The organism is Vibrio ziniensis, assembly GCF_011064285.1.
GTDB classification, from domain to species: domain Bacteria; phylum Pseudomonadota; class Gammaproteobacteria; order Enterobacterales; family Vibrionaceae; genus Vibrio; species Vibrio ziniensis.
This window is the reverse complement of the sequence record NZ_CP049331.1, coordinates 2,406,974-2,422,054: the sequence shown is the minus strand read 5'-3', so window position 1 is coordinate 2,422,054 and position 15,081 is coordinate 2,406,974. Positions and strand designations below refer to the sequence as shown.

The window sequence follows — 15,081 nt, the reverse complement described above, 5'->3', positions numbered from 1 at the left end:
ATTGAACTGACCATTGGAAAAGATCGCAGCTTAATGGCTGCGGTCTTTTTGTGTTTTAAGGGCCGCGGTTGGCATTCTGTCAGAAGTGTTATAATACCATCCTAGATAAAAATATGATCAGACTGAGCATCGGCGAGCAGCGAATGGGCGTCAAACGCAAACGCGCATTCATTCGTCCCTGAAGCTCCGCCGAGCCATCCATGGTTCGGAGGGTTTGCTTATCGACGCCCATTCACTGATCCGGAAATTTTCCAGAATGGTATAACTCCTCCCTTTTCGAAGGGTAGGCTTGGAGGGGGCTTCCGCTGAATCTCATTAAGGCCAGCAGACATCAACCCCTCTAGCTCCCTCCTCATCAGAGGAGGAGAACCAAGAGCAAAGATGACATAATCTTACCGTTCTTCTAATCCATTTAAGGCTAAAAATATGTCTGAAGTGAGAAAGCCGCTACGTGTCGGTATTGTGGCCGGCGAAATGTCTGGCGATACGTTAGGTGAAGGCTTTATCAAAGCAATTAAGCAGCAATACCCTGATGCAGAATTTGTCGGCATTGGCGGTCCAAAGATGATAGCTCAAGGGTGTGAATCTCTATTTGATATGGAAGAGCTATCCGTAATGGGGTTAGTCGAAGTACTCGGTCGCTTATCTCGATTGCTGAAAGTAAAAGCTGAGTTAGTAAAGTACTTTACGGATAATCCACCCGATGTGTTTGTTGGTATTGATGCGCCTGACTTTAACTTACGCCTTGAATTAGACCTGAAAAATGCAGGCATCAAAACTGTCCATTATGTCAGTCCTTCTGTATGGGCTTGGCGCCAAAAGCGCATTTTTAAAATTGCGGCTGCAACCAATCTCGTTTTAGCTTTTTTGCCGTTTGAAAAGGCTTTCTACGACAAATTTGCAGTTCCTTGTGAATTTATCGGCCACACGTTGGCAGATTCAATTCCGATGCAAAATGATAAATTGCCAGCACAGGAATTACTTGGATTAGATTCTTCGCGTCGTTGGCTTGCGGTACTGCCGGGAAGTCGTGGTGGCGAGATGAAAATGCTTGCTCAGCCTTTCATTGAAACGTGTAAGAAACTACGTGAGAAATATCCTGAGCTTGGGTTTGTTGTGGCTTTAGTCAATCAAAAACGCCGAGAGCAGTTTGAAGCCGCTTGGAAAGAGACAGCACCAGAGCTTGATTTTGTCTTGGTAGATGATACGGCGCGTAATGTTATTACGGCTTCAGATGCGGTACTTTTGGCTTCAGGAACGGTTGCTCTTGAATGTATGCTCTTAAAACGCCCTATGGTTGTGGGATATCGCGTAAATGCATTAACGTACTTATTAGCCAAGCGTCTGGTGAAAACGCCTTACGTATCGTTACCGAACATTTTGGCGGAACAAGAGCTAGTGAAAGAGCTACTACAGCACGATTGTACTGTTGAAAACTTGGTACATCATGTAAGCAACTTACTGGATGGTGATAACCAAGTTATGTTGGATAAGTTTGCTGAAATGCACCAATGGATACGCAAAGGTGCGGATGAACAAGCTGCCCATGCTGTACTGAAATTGATTGAGAAAGCGTAATTATGGTGACAAATAAGACTGTGGCGAAGAAGCCTGCACAAGAGCTACCTCCATTTGAGATTCCACAAGGTTACCAATTTATTGCCGGTGTTGACGAAGTTGGTCGAGGACCATTAGTTGGCGACGTGGTTACTGCTGCAGTGATTCTAGATCCAAATAATCCGATAGAAGGATTGAATGATTCGAAGAAGTTAAGCGAGAAAAAACGTCTTGCTCTGCTGCCTGAAATCAAAGAAAAAGCTTTGGCATGGTCTGTTGGTCGTTGCAGCCCAAGAGAAATCGATGAGTTGAATATCTTTCAAGCTACTATGGTGGCTATGCAGCGTGCAGTAGAAGGGTTAGGCATCAAGCCTGATCTAGTATTGATTGATGGTAATAAAGTACCGAAGCTATCGATGGACGCGATTGCGGTTGTTAAAGGTGACTTACGTGTTGCGCAAATTAGTGCCGCTTCGATCATTGCCAAAGTGGTTCGTGACCAAGAGATGGAAGAGCTGGATAAAGAGTATCCTCAGTTCGGCTTTGCCAAACATAAAGGCTATCCAACCAAAGCACATTTTGAAGCCATTGAACAAAATGGTGTGATTGAGCAACATCGCAGAAGTTTTGGACCAGTAAAACGTGCTTTAGGCCTGGAATAAGCCCTGCAATACGTTTTGTATTCACGTAGAATACTGATTAATAACCGCGAATATCGAGTATCTAGGACAGAATTGAATGTCAGACCCTAAGTTTATCCACTTACGCATTCACAGTGATTTCTCCATGGTTGACGGCCTGTCAAAAGTGCCTCCTTTGGTTAAAAAAGTGGCTGAAATGGGCATGCCAGCGATGGCATTAACCGACTTTACCAACTTATGTGGCTTAGTTAAGTTCTATGGCACGGCGCATAACTGCGGTGTGAAACCTATCATCGGTGCTGATTTCACCATGCGCTCCGAAGAGTTTGGTGATGAGTTAACCAAACTGACTATCCTAGCGAAAAACAATGTTGGTTATAAAAATCTGACCTTGCTGATTTCAGAAGCATATCTGCGTGGGCATGTGCAGCATCAACCTGTGCTTGATAAGGAATGGTTAATCAAGCATGCCGAAGGTTTGATCATTTTGTCAGGCGGCAAGCAGGGCGAAATTGGTAAAGCTCTGCTTAAAGGTAATCAGCCGCTGGTTGATAAGTGCGTGGAGTTTTATCAGACCTATTTTGCTGATCATTTCTACATTGAGCTTACTCGTACTGGTCGGGCTGATGAAGAAAGCTACCTTCACTTTGCGTTAGAAGTGGCTGAGAAAGAAGGCATTCCTGTGGTTGCCACGAACGAAGTGGTATTTCTCACAGAAGAATTCTTTGAAGCACATGAAATTCGCGTAGCGATTCACGATGGTTTCACATTAGAAGATCCTCGTAGACCTAAACTTTACAGCCCTCAGCAATACTTACGCTCAGAAGAAGAGATGTGCGAGCTATTTGCTGATATCCCAGAAGCACTGCAAAACACAGTAGAGATTGCTAAGCGCTGTAACGTGACTGTGCGTTTAGGTGAATACTTCCTTCCTGCATTCCCGACGGAAGGGATGCTTGAAACGGAATACCTGGTTAAAAAATCAGAAGAAGGCTTGGAAGATCGTTTAGAATTTTTATTTCCTGATCCAGAAGTGCGCGCAGAGCGTCGACCTGAATATGATGAACGTCTGCAAGTTGAGCTTGAAGTTATTAACAACATGGGATTCCCTGGTTACTTCTTGATCGTAATGGAGTTCATCCAGTGGTCTAAAGATAACAATATTCCTGTGGGGCCAGGGCGTGGTTCAGGTGCTGGTTCATTAGTGGCGTATGCGCTGAAAATCACCGATCTCGATCCGCTCGAATATGACTTACTATTCGAACGATTCCTAAACCCAGAACGTGTGTCAATGCCCGATTTCGACGTCGATTTCTGTATGGATAAGCGTGATCAAGTTATTGACCACGTGGCAGAAATGTACGGACGTGATGCAGTATCACAGATCATTACTTTCGGTACTATGGCGGCCAAAGCGGTTATTCGTGACGTAGGTCGTGTACTGGGACACCCGTTTGGCTTTGTCGATCGTATTTCTAAGCTTATTCCGCCAGATCCTGGCATGACACTGGAAAAGGCATTTAAAGCGGAGCCTGCACTTCCGGAGTTATATAACTCTGATGAGGAAGTAAAAGAGCTGATTGATAAATGTCGAATTCTAGAAGGTTGTACTCGAAATGCCGGTAAGCACGCTGGTGGTGTGGTAATTTCGCCAACCACTATTACCGACTTTGCGCCTATCTATGCTGATGCAGAAGGCCATTTTCCAGTTACCCAATTTGATAAGAATGACGTAGAAACGGCTGGTCTGGTTAAGTTCGACTTCTTGGGATTACGTACCTTAACTATTATTGATTGGGCTTTAGGGCTGATTAACCCTCGTTTAAAACGTGAAGGTAAAGCTCCTGTACGTATTGAGTCGATTGATCTAGCCGACCCGAAGTCATTCACTACACTGAAGAATTCAGAAACCACGGCGGTATTCCAGCTTGAATCTCGTGGTATGAAAGATCTGATTAAGCGTCTTCAGCCTGACTGTTTCGAAGATATCATTGCATTGGTGGCACTATTCCGTCCGGGACCTCTGCAATCAGGCATGGTGGATAACTTTATCGACCGTAAACACGGCCGAGAAGCAATCTCTTATCCCGATGAAACGTGGCAACATGAATCGTTGAAAGAAACGTTAGAGCCGACCTACGGCATTATCCTTTACCAAGAACAGGTAATGCAGATTGCCCAGATCTTAGCTGGCTATACTCTGGGCGGCGCAGATATGTTGCGTCGTGCTATGGGTAAGAAAAAACCAGAAGAAATGGCAAAGCAACGTGCAGTATTTGAAGAGGGAGCGATCAAAAACGGCGTTGATGGCGAATTGTCGATGAAAATCTTCGATCTTGTAGAGAAATTCGCTGGATATGGCTTTAACAAATCGCACTCTGCAGCCTATGCTTTAGTATCGTATCAAACACTGTGGTTAAAAACGCACTTCCCAGCTGAGTTCATGGCAGCGGTAATGACCGCCGATATGGATAACACTGAGAAAGTGGTTGGCTTGGTCGATGAATGTATGCGCATGGGGCTCAAAGTGCTTCCACCAGACATCAATTCCGGCTTATATCGCTTTAATGTCGATGAAACAGGTGCCATCGTGTATGGTATTGGCGCGATTAAAGGTGTGGGTGAAGGTCCTATTGAAGCGATACAAGAAGCGCGTGATAAAGGTGGTTACTTTAAAGACCTGTTTGATTTCTGTGCGCGTATTGATTTGAAAAAAGTCAATAAACGTGTAATCGAAAAACTGATTCTGGCGGGGGCTCTGGACAGATTAGGCCCACACCGTGCTGCTATGATGGCATCGCTTAATGACGCTGTGAAATCAGCGAGTCAACACCATCAGGCTGAAGCATTTGGGCAGGCGGACATGTTTGGTGTTCTGACAGATGCACCCGAAGAAGTTGAACAAAAATATACTCAAGTACCTGAATGGCCAGAAAAAGTTTGGCTAGAAGGTGAGCGTGAAACTTTGGGGCTTTATTTGACGGGGCACCCAATTAACGCCTATTTGAAGGAACTTAATCGATATACAAGCTGTCGGTTAAATGAGGCAACACCAACACGCCGTGACCAATCGATTACAGTAGCAGGTTTAGTGATTGCGGCTCGAGTTATGACGACCAAACGCGGCACTCGAATTGGTCTGATGACTTTAGATGATCGTTCCGGTCGCATGGAGGTGATGTTATTCTCCGATGCTCTTGAACGGTATGCAGAATTGCTAGAAAAAGATAAAATTTTGGTCATTTCTGGACAGGTCAGCTTTGATGACTTCAATGGTGGCCTTAAAATGTCGGCGCGCGAAGTCATGGACATGGGCAGCGCACGTGAAAAATATGCCCGTGGCTTATCAATATCGATAGAACAATCTCAAATTGATGAGCAGTTTTTTGAGCGTTTTAGTGAAATACTGACGCCTCACCGAGCAGGAACGGTTCCTGTCAATGTATACTACCAACGCCCTGATGCGCGAGCGCGTCTAGTTCTTGGTACTGAATGGCGTGTCACACCTAGCGATACATTGTTAGACGAATTGCAACAGCTACTTGGCAGTGACCAGGTAGAACTTGAATTTAACTAAAATTCAGCGGAGCCCTAAAGGCGAGCTGAGTAAAAAAGGATAGGTAGATGAGCCTAAATTTTCTAGATTTTGAAAAACCAATTGCCGAACTTGAAGCTAAAATTCAGGCACTGCGTGACGTATCTCGTCACGGTGGTAACGACTCAGTTGACCTCGACAAAGAAATTGCACAACTAGAAAAGAAAAGCTTAGAGCTAAAAAAGAAAATTTTTGGCGATTTAGGTGCATGGCAAGTAGCGCAATTAGCACGTCATCCAAAGCGTCCTTATACGCTTGATTATATTGAGCATGTTTTCACTGAGTTTGATGAGCTAGCTGGCGACCGTGCATACGCGGACGATAAAGCTATCGTTGGCGGTATCGCTCGTTTAGAAGGTCGCCCTGTGATGATTATTGGTCATCAGAAAGGTCGTGAGACTCGTGAGAAAGTGAAACGCAACTTCGGCATGCCAAAACCAGAAGGCTACCGTAAAGCGCTACGTCTAATGGAAATGGCAGAACGCTTCAATATGCCAATCATTACGTTCATCGATACAGCTGGCGCATACCCTGGTGTTGGTGCAGAAGAGCGTGGACAGTCTGAAGCTATCGCTAAAAACCTCAAAGTCATGTCGGGTTTGAAAGTACCTGTCATCTGTAACGTTGTCGGTGAGGGCGGTTCTGGTGGCGCACTGGCTATCGGTGTGGGTGACTACGTGAACATGCTGCAATATTCTACTTACTCTGTTATTTCTCCTGAAGGTTGTGCATCCATCCTATGGCGTGATTCAGATAAAGCACCTCAAGCGGCAGAAGCTATGGGGCTTGTTGCTCCTCGTCTGAAAGAGCTTGATCTTATTGATGAAATTATTGAAGAACCTCTCGGCGGTGCGCATCGCAATCACGAAGCAATGGCAGTGAACATGAAAGCTACACTACTTCGTCAGTTAGCGGATCTTGATACTCTGGATAAAGACTCTCTATTAGAGCGCCGTTATCAACGTTTACTAAGCTACGGTTACTGCTAATCGTTACTCAGATAACAAAACCTTGGTAGATTTAATAAAGGGTTGGATTCATTCCAACCCTTTTTGTTTTCCTGTCTTAACGGTAGACTTACACTTATGCCAAGATTCATATTGTTCTCTCCACTATTTTGATCGCATGACTATGACGGAACTGTACCCACATTTTTGCCAACAGCTACATCCATACTCATCTCGATGCTTTGTTCTTGCATTGAGTGGAGGCGCAGATTCCCGTGTCATGCTCGAACTACTGGCGCGTTATCGGGATGAATTCGGAGTTTCAGTTTGTGCCGTACATGTCCACCACGGATTGAGTAAAAACGCAGACCATTGGGCAATGTGTTGCCAAACATGGTGTGATGAGTCCTTTGTACCACTGAGTGTCGAGCACGTGCATTTGGACATTAAAAGTGGTGAGAGCATAGAAAAGCTAGCCCGCGATGCTCGTTATGCAGTGTTAGCTAAGCATATAAAAGACAATGATGTGCTGCTATTGGGGCAGCATGCTGATGACCAAATTGAAACTTTTCTACTTGCTCTTAAACGAGGTAGCGGTCCGAAAGGTTTATCCTCTATGGCTCTTTCAGCGCCATTTTCAAACGGAATATTGTTAAGGCCACTGTTAACCGTCAAACGAGCCGATATCGAAGATTTTGCTGAGAGTAATCAACTGTCTTGGGTAACTGACGAAAGTAATGAGGATGTTCGTTATGAGCGCAATTTCATTCGCCATCAAATCACACCTATTCTTAGTGACCGTTGGCCATCAATTCATCAAGCAGTGCAACGCAGTGCTGAGTTGTGTGCTGAACAACAAGCTTTGTTAGAAGAACTGTTACGAGAGGAGCTAAAACATACTCTCTATTCTGATGGCAGCTTAAAAATTGACGTATTGGATGAGAAGAGTGATGGTGTGCGCAGGCAAATTATTCGTCAATGGTTAACGACACATAAAATGACAATGCCTAGTCGTAAACATACCGAGATGATTTGGCTGGAAGTGGCTTCCTCCACTGTTGATGCAAATCCAAAACTAAAACTCGGTGATCGTGAAATCCGCCGCTTTGATAATCGACTATATTGTGTGGACGAGTACCGAGATATTTCTGCTTGGAAGAGTTCTATTGTTGTTGAACAAAAGTTGCTGTTGCCAGATGAATTAGGCACTTTAAGTATCGTTACACAGCAGGGGGGGATTGGCCTGCCAGAGCGTTTAGACGATTTGTGGGTAAGCTTTAATCCAGAAGGGTTAAGTGCTTGTCCTGTAGGACGAGCGGGTTCTAGAAAATTGAAAAAACTCTTCCAAGAGTATGGCGTACCAAGTTGGTTAAGACGTCGAATACCTATACTCATGTATCAGGATAAAGTGGTTGCAGTAGCAAATTTGTTTGTTGATCGTGATTTTAGTGGGCAAGATTGTATGCTGGTCTGGGACAAGAGCTCGCTTTCATGCCAAAATTGCCCCTAGTTTTAGCAGTGATATAAAAAGAAAATTCAATCACATAAGGAAGAGTAATGAATAAATTAGCAGTGAGTGTAGTTCTCGGTCTTGGTCTTATTGCAGGCAACGCGGTTGCTGGAGATGCAGCGGCTGGTAAAGCAAAATCAGCAATATGTGCAGCTTGCCATGGTGCAGACGGTATTGCGGTTATTCCGGGATATCCAAACCTTAAAGGTCAAAGCGAGCAATACATTGTTTCTTCTATCAAAGCTTATAAAGCGGGTCAGCGCACTGGTGGCTTAGCACCTGTAATGCAAGCTCAAGCTTCTTTGTTGAATGATGCGGATATTGCTAACTTAGCCGCTTACTATTCAAGCTTGAAATAAGTGTAAAACGACTTAATTATTTGATTGTTTTCAAGGGCTAGCGGATAATACCGGGCATTGATACAAGTTTAAGGGATGAACATGAAAAAAATTGAAGCCATTATTAAGCCATTTAAACTCGACGATGTTCGTGAAGCGTTAGCTGAAGTGGGTATTACGGGGATGACGGTATCTGAAGTGAAAGGCTTTGGTCGTCAAAAAGGCCATACTGAACTGTATCGTGGTGCTGAATACATGGTCGATTTCTTGCCGAAAGTGAAGCTTGAAATTGTTGTCAATGAAGATGTCGTTGAACAATGTGTTGATACCATTATTGAAACCGCTCAAACTGGTAAAATTGGTGATGGTAAAATTTTCATCACTGATGTGGAACGCGTTATCCGTATCCGTACTGGAGAAGAAGACGAAGACGCGGTTTAAGTTGTTTAAGAAGAAGAGGAGCTATTGCTCCTTTTTTTATATCCATCAGAGTTCATTCTGCTCATTACTCCTCGCGTACTTAGGTTATGAAAAAGCGTTATTTACTCGTTATTATCCTGCTTGGTTTTTTAGCAACAGTTTTCTCAGGCTACAAGCTAGTCTTTAATATTCCTGAACATCCTCAATTGGTCACGTTGAACGAAAATGGTGATAGTGAACCTTTGGTCTGTTTTCAAGATAGTGAGGCGGCTCCTCTGGATAAACAGGGACAACTTGGACTATTAGTCTGGAATATCTACAAACAAAACAGGAGTACTTGGAACTCAGAACTTACACGTCTAAGTAAAGATGCTCAGTTGTTATTGATGCAAGAAGCCAGTCTGAATACGGACTTCAAAACATGGATTTTTAAGCAAGGTTGGGAAGGTAATCAGGTTAACGCATTTAAAGTGATGGGCGAATCTGCCGGTGTTATCAATCTTGCCAGAAGCACACCAAACTTAGCTTGTGGTTACACGGAGATGGAGCCTTGGTTGAGACTGCCAAAATCAGGTATCTATGCGCAATATCCTCTAAGTAATGGACAAGTACTGGCGGTTGTGAATTTGCATGCTGTTAACTTCACTTATGGTACTAATGAGTACCAGCTTCAACTGCAAGTACTGGCTAACGAGTTGAGTAAACATGTAGGTCCTATTATTGTCGCAGGAGATTTTAATAGCTGGAGTGAAGCGAGAGTAAAAGTGATGAAACAAGTTCTCACTTCTTTGGGGCTGACTGAGGCCAGATTTTCTCCAGACAACCGAGTCCGTTTTGTTACGGGTTTGCCATTGGATCATGTCTTTTATCGTGGGCTGGATCTGAAAAGTGCAAAAGCGCCCATATCGGACGCTTCTGATCATAATCCATTGCTACTCAGCTTTAGCCTATTGCAATACTGATGGCCCATATGCCGTAGTAAGCAACCCAAGGCAGCGTAGCAATCACTAATGCTTGTGCGCGTTCAATCTGGGTCCAAGTAACGACGGCGGCGTAACCAAGGAAAATATACCAAGGTAATAGTAGTGGGAATGAGCTGGCAAATTGCGACCAAGAATTTGTCAATGGTAGCTTGATTAAGCCATTGACGCTATTGAGATCCGCAGCATAGCTCATGACTTGCCCGTGTTTTAATAGCAGACTAGCATAACTGGCTAAATCGCCGATTACTGCAGGAAAAATGATGGCAGAGCTCGCTGCAAACCATTTCCAAAAGCCTAATTTTGTGTTGCCTTGACGAGTTGCAAGGTTAAACCACAATGCTAAAAGAATGATGGTTAGGGTTCGCCCCATAACATCACTGATGATCTCACTGGCAAGCAGAGTATCAGCTTCAAGCAGTCTTAATAGCTCTGGATTAGTTACTGCCATCTGTTCAGACAAACCCGCTTTAAGCCATTCAAAATCGACGTTTGCGAAATACGCACCCCAGAACAGAAATGGCGTGATCATCAAAACAATAAATGGCTGCCATCCCCATGCACTTCTTTCATATAGCGCAGCGAAGCAGTCTTGCGGTGAACGGAAAATATCCACCAGCATAGTTAATGGATTACTGGATGGGTTCATACACTAACCTTAGTCACATCGACATAGAGTTTTAAGTTCTGACCGGGTTTCAGGTACTTGTTATTCGACAAGTCATTCCATTTTACTATGTCTGATGTTTTCACTTTAAACTTGGCGGCAATATCGCTCAGCGTATCACCATTACGTACTTTATAGAAAACAGTGCGGATAATGGCACCATCGGTGTTGTTTTTCCAAATCACCAGTTTCTGTCCGATACGTAATGTATCTCTTGGCCCCATGCCATTCCATTTAGCCAATGACGCTGTCGATACATTATGCTTACGGGCAATCGTCCAGAGACTGTCACCATTTACGACAGTATGAGAGAGCTTGTATTTTCCTCTAGCAACGGATTGCGTTTTCTCAAGGCGGTTAGTTGCACTTAGTACATAGGCTTTCTCGTCTTTCACTGATGTTGGGATCATCAGGTATTGTCCGATTCGTATTGAATTATCAGACATATTGTTTGCCGTTTGGATTACTTTAGTCGTTGTATTGTGATGCGCAGCAATCACACTCAGACTATCTCCGTATTTTACCTGATAACGAATAAGCTTCATTCCTTCACCGCGATGCTTCTCTACATTCGCAAGGAAAGCATCCGCTTTATCTACAGGTAGAAGTAACTGGAATGGTCCATCAGGCGCTGTCGCCCACTGATTATATGCTGGGTTGTAACTTTGCAGCTCTTTAACACCTAAGTCTGCATATTTGGCGGCGATAGCAAGATCTAACTGTTCTTTAGGATCGACTAACTTCAAGACTGGTTTATTGGCAATAGTTGGAAGTTGGATACCATATTTTTCTTGATTGGCGATAATGTCTGCCAGTGCGAGTAATTTTGGCACATAACCGCTGGTCTCATCAGGTAAGTCGAGAGAGAAGAAATCGATAGGTTTTCCTAAGTTTTTGTTTTTACGAATAGCACTTGAAACTCGACCTCCGCCACTATTATAAGCTGCGATCGCGTGTTGCCAGTCACCGTCAAAACGTTTACTTAAGTTGGTTAAGTATGTAAGAGCTGCATCTGTTGACGCATCGACGTCACGACGACCGTCGTACCAGAAATTCTGCTCTAGTCCGTACATTTTTCCAGTTGCAGGAACAAATTGCCACAAGCCAGCCGCGCTGCCGTGTGAATAAGCAAAGGCATCAAATGCACTTTCTACAATTGGCAAAAGGGCTAATTCTAGCGGTAAGCCTCTTTGCTCAATTTTCTCAGTTATGAGATATAAGAATGGTTCTGCACGTTGAGCGACTTTTTGCAAATGGCTTGGATGTTTCAAATACCAAGTACGGTAGTAATCAACAGACTTATGCTGTGGAATACCCATCGTAAGTTGCATTGCGATACGTTGCCAGACATCTTCTTGCTCTTGTGGAGTGATGACTTTAGGTTCAGCAACAGGCTCAACATGTTCAACTGGCTGTGTTGAGGATACTTCTGCTTTCTTAATTTGTTGAGGTGCGTTGACTTCAACTTCGTCTGTCGTGGTCTTTTCTGCTGTCTGGTTGAGTTGGCATCCCGCCAATAGGAGAGCCAACAGACAGCTAGTTTGTACTCGCATGTAAAACAATCTTTTTAATAAATGGCTGGAGATAATACTTGCCTATTAATTGCCCTGACAAGTGGCAAATTCCTAAAAATCGTTTTTCCACTCACGTAATGCGGTAAATATTGATATAGGATCATTTTGTGTTGTTCTATTTGTTACTGACTTGATTACACTGGCTTCTCTGGTTCGTAGAAAGGGATTTATCCATTTCTCTCTTCTCAACGTTGTTGGAATGGTCGATTTGTTTTGGGCTCTTAACCGAATCACTTCATCACGGTAAATTTGCAACTGTTCGTTATTGGGTTCAACGGCAATAGCAAAAGCAATGTTGCTCGCAGTGTACTCATGAGCACAGTACACTTCGGTTTCTTCTGGCAAAGCTAAGATTTTTTCTAGCGAAGTAAACATCTGCTCCATGGTGCCTTCAAATACTCGTCCACAGCCGGCGGAAAAAAGGACATCACCACAGAACAGTTTGCCATCCCCTGCATAACCAATATGACCTAAGGTGTGCCCCGGTAATCCTAATACCCAGAAACGTTCGCCAAACAGCTCGATTTGATCGCCACCAGAAACATTTTGCGTTAAATAAGGCACGTGATCATGACTTGGGCCAATGATTTCAATATCCAAATAGTGTTTTGCAAGCTCTCGTATTCCGCCTGTATGGTCATTATGATGATGGGTAATGAGTATCGTATCCAATGTGAGACCGTGTTGCTCTAAATAAGCAAGCACTGGGTTGGCGTCACCCGGGTCGACAACAGCACATCGGTTGTCGCTATTTTGAATCAGCCAGATGTAATTATCGTTAAATGCAGGTATGCTTTTGATCTGTAACATGAGTTCTCTCCAGTCACCATGGTGAAGCGGGTTAGCGATGAAACCAGCACGCAGCGAAAAAAAAATTGAGAAACCTCATTCTTGGTCTCAATTGAAGAATGGTCAATGGGTTAGTGAGTCTATCCAAACACGGCTCGATGAGTGGTGCCCGAAACTCTTTGGTTATCATATGTTAAAATTGGGTGGCTTGAGTTGTGAGCTTGCCAGTTGTAACTGCAATATTCAACACCAAGTCCACCTTGATATAGAAAACCCATTGCATACCGTGATTGCTGATGGATTCGATTTACCTTTCTTCGAGAAAAGCATAGACGCTGCAATCCTCGCTCACCAATTGGATTATTGTAATGACCCGCACCGAATGCTGCGTGAGGTTGACAGAGTGTTGATTGATGATGGTTACATGATCATCACCGGTTTTAATCCGATAAGCTTTACTGGGCTTGCGAGTTTTATGCCTTGGCGGAAAAACAATTTGCCTTGGAGTGGAAGAATGTTCACCCCAAATCGCATTAAGGACTGGTTAGGACTTTTGAACTATCAGGTTATTGAGTGCGAGCAATATGCGCTGTTTCCAATGCAAAAATATCGCACCTTCTGGACGTGGTTGGAAAACAGCAGAGGGGATGTGGGCTCAACGTTTTGCAGTTTGTATTTTATTGTTGCTCGTAAACGCACTTACCCACTAAAACCGATTAAGCCCCACTGGCGTTTGAAACGGCGTCTATCTCCGGTTGGAGTGAACTACCGTATCAAACATCAAGAAAAGTAGCCTTACTCTGGCTGATAACCTGTGTCTTCTTCAGTTGGGTTTTCAGCCGCTACTCGAGCAAGTTCGTCACACATTTCATTTTCTCTGTGCCCAGCATGACCTTTTACCCAGTGCCACTCTACTTGATGGCGGGCTGTTTCATGATCAAGTGCTTGCCAGAGGTCGGCATTTTTAACTGGTTTGTTGGCTGAAGTCTTCCAGTTACGTTTTTTCCAGTTGTGGATCCACTGAGTGATGCCTTGACGGACGTATTGACTGTCTGTGGTTAAAATAACATGGCAAGGTTCTTTGAGTGTTTGCAGTGCAACAACGGCTGCAAGCATTTCCATCCTGTTGTTCGTCGTTAGCTTGTAGCCTTTGGCGAGTGTCTTTTCGTTGTTCTTGTAACGAAGAACCACTCCATACCCACCAGGGCCCGGATTGCCTAAACACGATCCATCAGTGAAAATTTCCACCTGTTTCTTCATGATTTGATACTATTGGGTTACGCACACATTTGGCATAGTCTGACATATATATCCTCATGAATACTAGCAGCAATTCTGAATACGACCGTATTGTGGTTCTCGATACCGAAACCACAGGTATGAACCTAGAAGGCGGTCCACATTACGAAGGGCACCGAATCATTGAAATCGGTGCTGTGGAGATCGTTAACCGAAAACTCACAGGGCGCCACTTCCACGTTTATCTGAAACCCGATAGAAAAATTCAAGATGAGGCCGTTGAAGTCCACGGTATTACGGATGAGTTTTTAGTTGATAAACCCGAATACCGCGATGTTCATGAAGAATTTCTCGAATTCATTAAAGATGCTGAGTTGGTTGCGCACAATGCGCCCTTCGACGTTGGCTTTATGGATTATGAGTTTGCTAAGTTGGGGGGGAGTTCGTTAAAAACTGAGCAGATTTGTAAAATCACCGATACCCTTGCCATGGCAAAGAAAATCTTTCCTGGCAAACGCAACAACTTGGACATTCTCTGTGAACGCTACGGCATAGATAACTCGCACCGAACACTCCACGGGGCTTTGCTCGATGCGGAGATTCTTGCGGACGTTTATTTATTAATGACCGGTGGTCAAACGTCACTTCAATTTAACGCTGGAGCTCAAGGGGATGGGGCGACAGGAGCAGGTTCGATTAAACGAGTAGAAAGTGGACGAAAAGCGCTAAAGGTATTGATGGCAACCGCCGATGAATTAGAAGCGCATCAAGGACGTTTAGATTTAGTTGCAAAGAGTGGTTCTTGTCTTTGGCGTCAATAAAAG

The 15,081-nt window shown here is 44.0% G+C and carries 14 protein-coding genes; 10 read left to right on the top strand and 4 right to left on the bottom strand.

Annotated elements, in window-relative coordinates:
• Positions 1-435 precede the first annotated feature (435 nt).
• The 8 genes from lpxB (at position 436) to G5S32_RS11155 (ending at position 9,970) form a co-directional block, all read left to right on the top strand.
• A complete protein-coding gene (lpxB, locus tag G5S32_RS11190; RefSeq protein ID WP_207621630.1) occupies positions 436-1,578 on the top strand; it encodes a lipid-A-disaccharide synthase in 1,143 nt (380 codons plus the stop codon).
• A 2-nt stretch (positions 1,579-1,580) separates the two neighbouring features.
• Entirely contained in the window at positions 1,581-2,219 is a 639-nt protein-coding gene (rnhB, locus tag G5S32_RS11185) for a ribonuclease HII (RefSeq protein ID WP_165312082.1), read from the top strand.
• Between the two features lie 76 nt (positions 2,220-2,295).
• Entirely contained in the window at positions 2,296-5,775 is a 3,480-nt protein-coding gene (gene dnaE / locus G5S32_RS11180) for a DNA polymerase III subunit alpha (RefSeq protein WP_165312081.1), read from the top strand.
• Positions 5,776-5,822: 47 nt separating this feature from the next.
• Positions 5,823-6,782, top strand: coding sequence for an acetyl-CoA carboxylase carboxyl transferase subunit alpha (gene accA / locus G5S32_RS11175; RefSeq protein WP_165312080.1), 960 nt, complete (start codon positions 5,823-5,825; stop codon positions 6,780-6,782).
• 142 nt (positions 6,783-6,924) lie between these two features.
• Complete coding sequence (tilS, locus tag G5S32_RS11170) at positions 6,925-8,250, top strand: tRNA lysidine(34) synthetase TilS (protein WP_165312079.1); 1,326 nt, start codon at positions 6,925-6,927, stop codon at positions 8,248-8,250.
• Positions 8,251-8,297: 47 nt separating this feature from the next.
• Entirely contained in the window at positions 8,298-8,609 is a 312-nt protein-coding gene (locus tag G5S32_RS11165; RefSeq protein WP_165312078.1) for a c-type cytochrome, read from the top strand.
• Positions 8,610-8,690: 81 nt separating this feature from the next.
• Positions 8,691-9,029, top strand: coding sequence for a nitrogen regulatory protein P-II (gene glnB, locus G5S32_RS11160; protein WP_165312077.1), 339 nt, complete (start codon positions 8,691-8,693; stop codon positions 9,027-9,029).
• Positions 9,030-9,115: 86 nt separating this feature from the next.
• Positions 9,116-9,970 (top strand): endonuclease/exonuclease/phosphatase family protein, encoded by an 855-nt coding sequence (locus G5S32_RS11155; protein WP_165312076.1) that lies wholly within the window; start codon positions 9,116-9,118, stop codon positions 9,968-9,970.
• Here the strand turns inward: G5S32_RS11155 and G5S32_RS11150 are convergent.
• The 3 genes from G5S32_RS11150 to gloB form a co-directional block, all read right to left on the bottom strand.
• A complete protein-coding gene (locus tag G5S32_RS11150) occupies positions 9,951-10,637 on the bottom strand; it encodes a YIP1 family protein (protein ID WP_165312075.1) in 687 nt (228 codons plus the stop codon). The genes G5S32_RS11155 and G5S32_RS11150 overlap by 20 nt on opposite strands.
• Positions 10,634-12,208: a LysM peptidoglycan-binding domain-containing protein gene (locus G5S32_RS11145; protein ID WP_165312074.1), complete on the bottom strand. Its 1,575-nt coding sequence runs from the start codon at positions 12,206-12,208 to the stop codon at positions 10,634-10,636. The genes G5S32_RS11150 and G5S32_RS11145 overlap by 4 nt, the downstream gene beginning before the upstream one ends.
• A gap of 72 nt (positions 12,209-12,280) precedes the next feature.
• Positions 12,281-13,039 (bottom strand): hydroxyacylglutathione hydrolase, encoded by a 759-nt coding sequence (gene gloB, locus G5S32_RS11140; RefSeq protein WP_165312073.1) that lies wholly within the window; start codon positions 13,037-13,039, stop codon positions 12,281-12,283.
• A gap of 37 nt (positions 13,040-13,076) precedes the next feature.
• Between gloB and G5S32_RS11135 the strand changes: the two genes are divergently transcribed.
• Positions 13,077-13,811, top strand: coding sequence for a methyltransferase domain-containing protein (locus tag G5S32_RS11135; protein WP_165312072.1), 735 nt, complete (start codon positions 13,077-13,079; stop codon positions 13,809-13,811).
• A 2-nt stretch (positions 13,812-13,813) separates the two neighbouring features.
• Here the strand turns inward: G5S32_RS11135 and rnhA are convergent, their stop codons facing one another.
• Positions 13,814-14,278 carry a ribonuclease HI gene (gene rnhA / locus G5S32_RS11130; protein WP_165312071.1) on the bottom strand — a complete coding sequence of 155 codons (465 nt, stop codon included), beginning with the start codon at positions 14,276-14,278 and terminating at the stop codon, positions 13,814-13,816.
• A gap of 56 nt (positions 14,279-14,334) precedes the next feature.
• Here rnhA and dnaQ point away from each other — a divergent pair, with 56 nt between their 5' ends.
• Positions 14,335-15,078 carry a DNA polymerase III subunit epsilon gene (dnaQ, locus tag G5S32_RS11125; protein WP_165312070.1) on the top strand — a complete coding sequence of 248 codons (744 nt, stop codon included), beginning with the start codon at positions 14,335-14,337 and terminating at the stop codon, positions 15,076-15,078.
• The last annotated feature ends 3 nt before the right edge of the window (positions 15,079-15,081 follow it).

Bases quoted from the DNA above. Each gene is read 5' to 3' on its own strand.
- rnhB (WP_165312082.1), top strand. From the start codon at position 1,581: ATGGTGACAAATAAGACTGTGGCGAAGAAGCCTGCACAAGAGCTACCT.
- dnaE (WP_165312081.1), top strand. From the start codon at position 2,296: ATGTCAGACCCTAAGTTTATCCACTTACGCATTCACAGTGATTTCTCC.
- accA (WP_165312080.1), top strand. From the start codon at position 5,823: ATGAGCCTAAATTTTCTAGATTTTGAAAAACCAATTGCCGAACTTGAA.
- tilS (WP_165312079.1), top strand. From the start codon at position 6,925: ATGACGGAACTGTACCCACATTTTTGCCAACAGCTACATCCATACTCA.
- G5S32_RS11165 (WP_165312078.1), top strand. From the start codon at position 8,298: ATGAATAAATTAGCAGTGAGTGTAGTTCTCGGTCTTGGTCTTATTGCA.
- glnB (WP_165312077.1), top strand. From the start codon at position 8,691: ATGAAAAAAATTGAAGCCATTATTAAGCCATTTAAACTCGACGATGTT.
- G5S32_RS11155 (WP_165312076.1), top strand. From the start codon at position 9,116: ATGAAAAAGCGTTATTTACTCGTTATTATCCTGCTTGGTTTTTTAGCA.
- G5S32_RS11150 (WP_165312075.1), bottom strand. From the start codon at position 10,637: ATGAACCCATCCAGTAATCCATTAACTATGCTGGTGGATATTTTCCGT.
- G5S32_RS11145 (WP_165312074.1), bottom strand. From the start codon at position 12,208: ATGCGAGTACAAACTAGCTGTCTGTTGGCTCTCCTATTGGCGGGATGC.
- gloB (WP_165312073.1), bottom strand. From the start codon at position 13,039: ATGTTACAGATCAAAAGCATACCTGCATTTAACGATAATTACATCTGG.
- G5S32_RS11135 (WP_165312072.1), top strand. From the start codon at position 13,077: ATGAAACCAGCACGCAGCGAAAAAAAAATTGAGAAACCTCATTCTTGG.
- rnhA (WP_165312071.1), bottom strand. From the start codon at position 14,278: ATGAAGAAACAGGTGGAAATTTTCACTGATGGATCGTGTTTAGGCAAT.
- dnaQ (WP_165312070.1), top strand. From the start codon at position 14,335: ATGAATACTAGCAGCAATTCTGAATACGACCGTATTGTGGTTCTCGAT.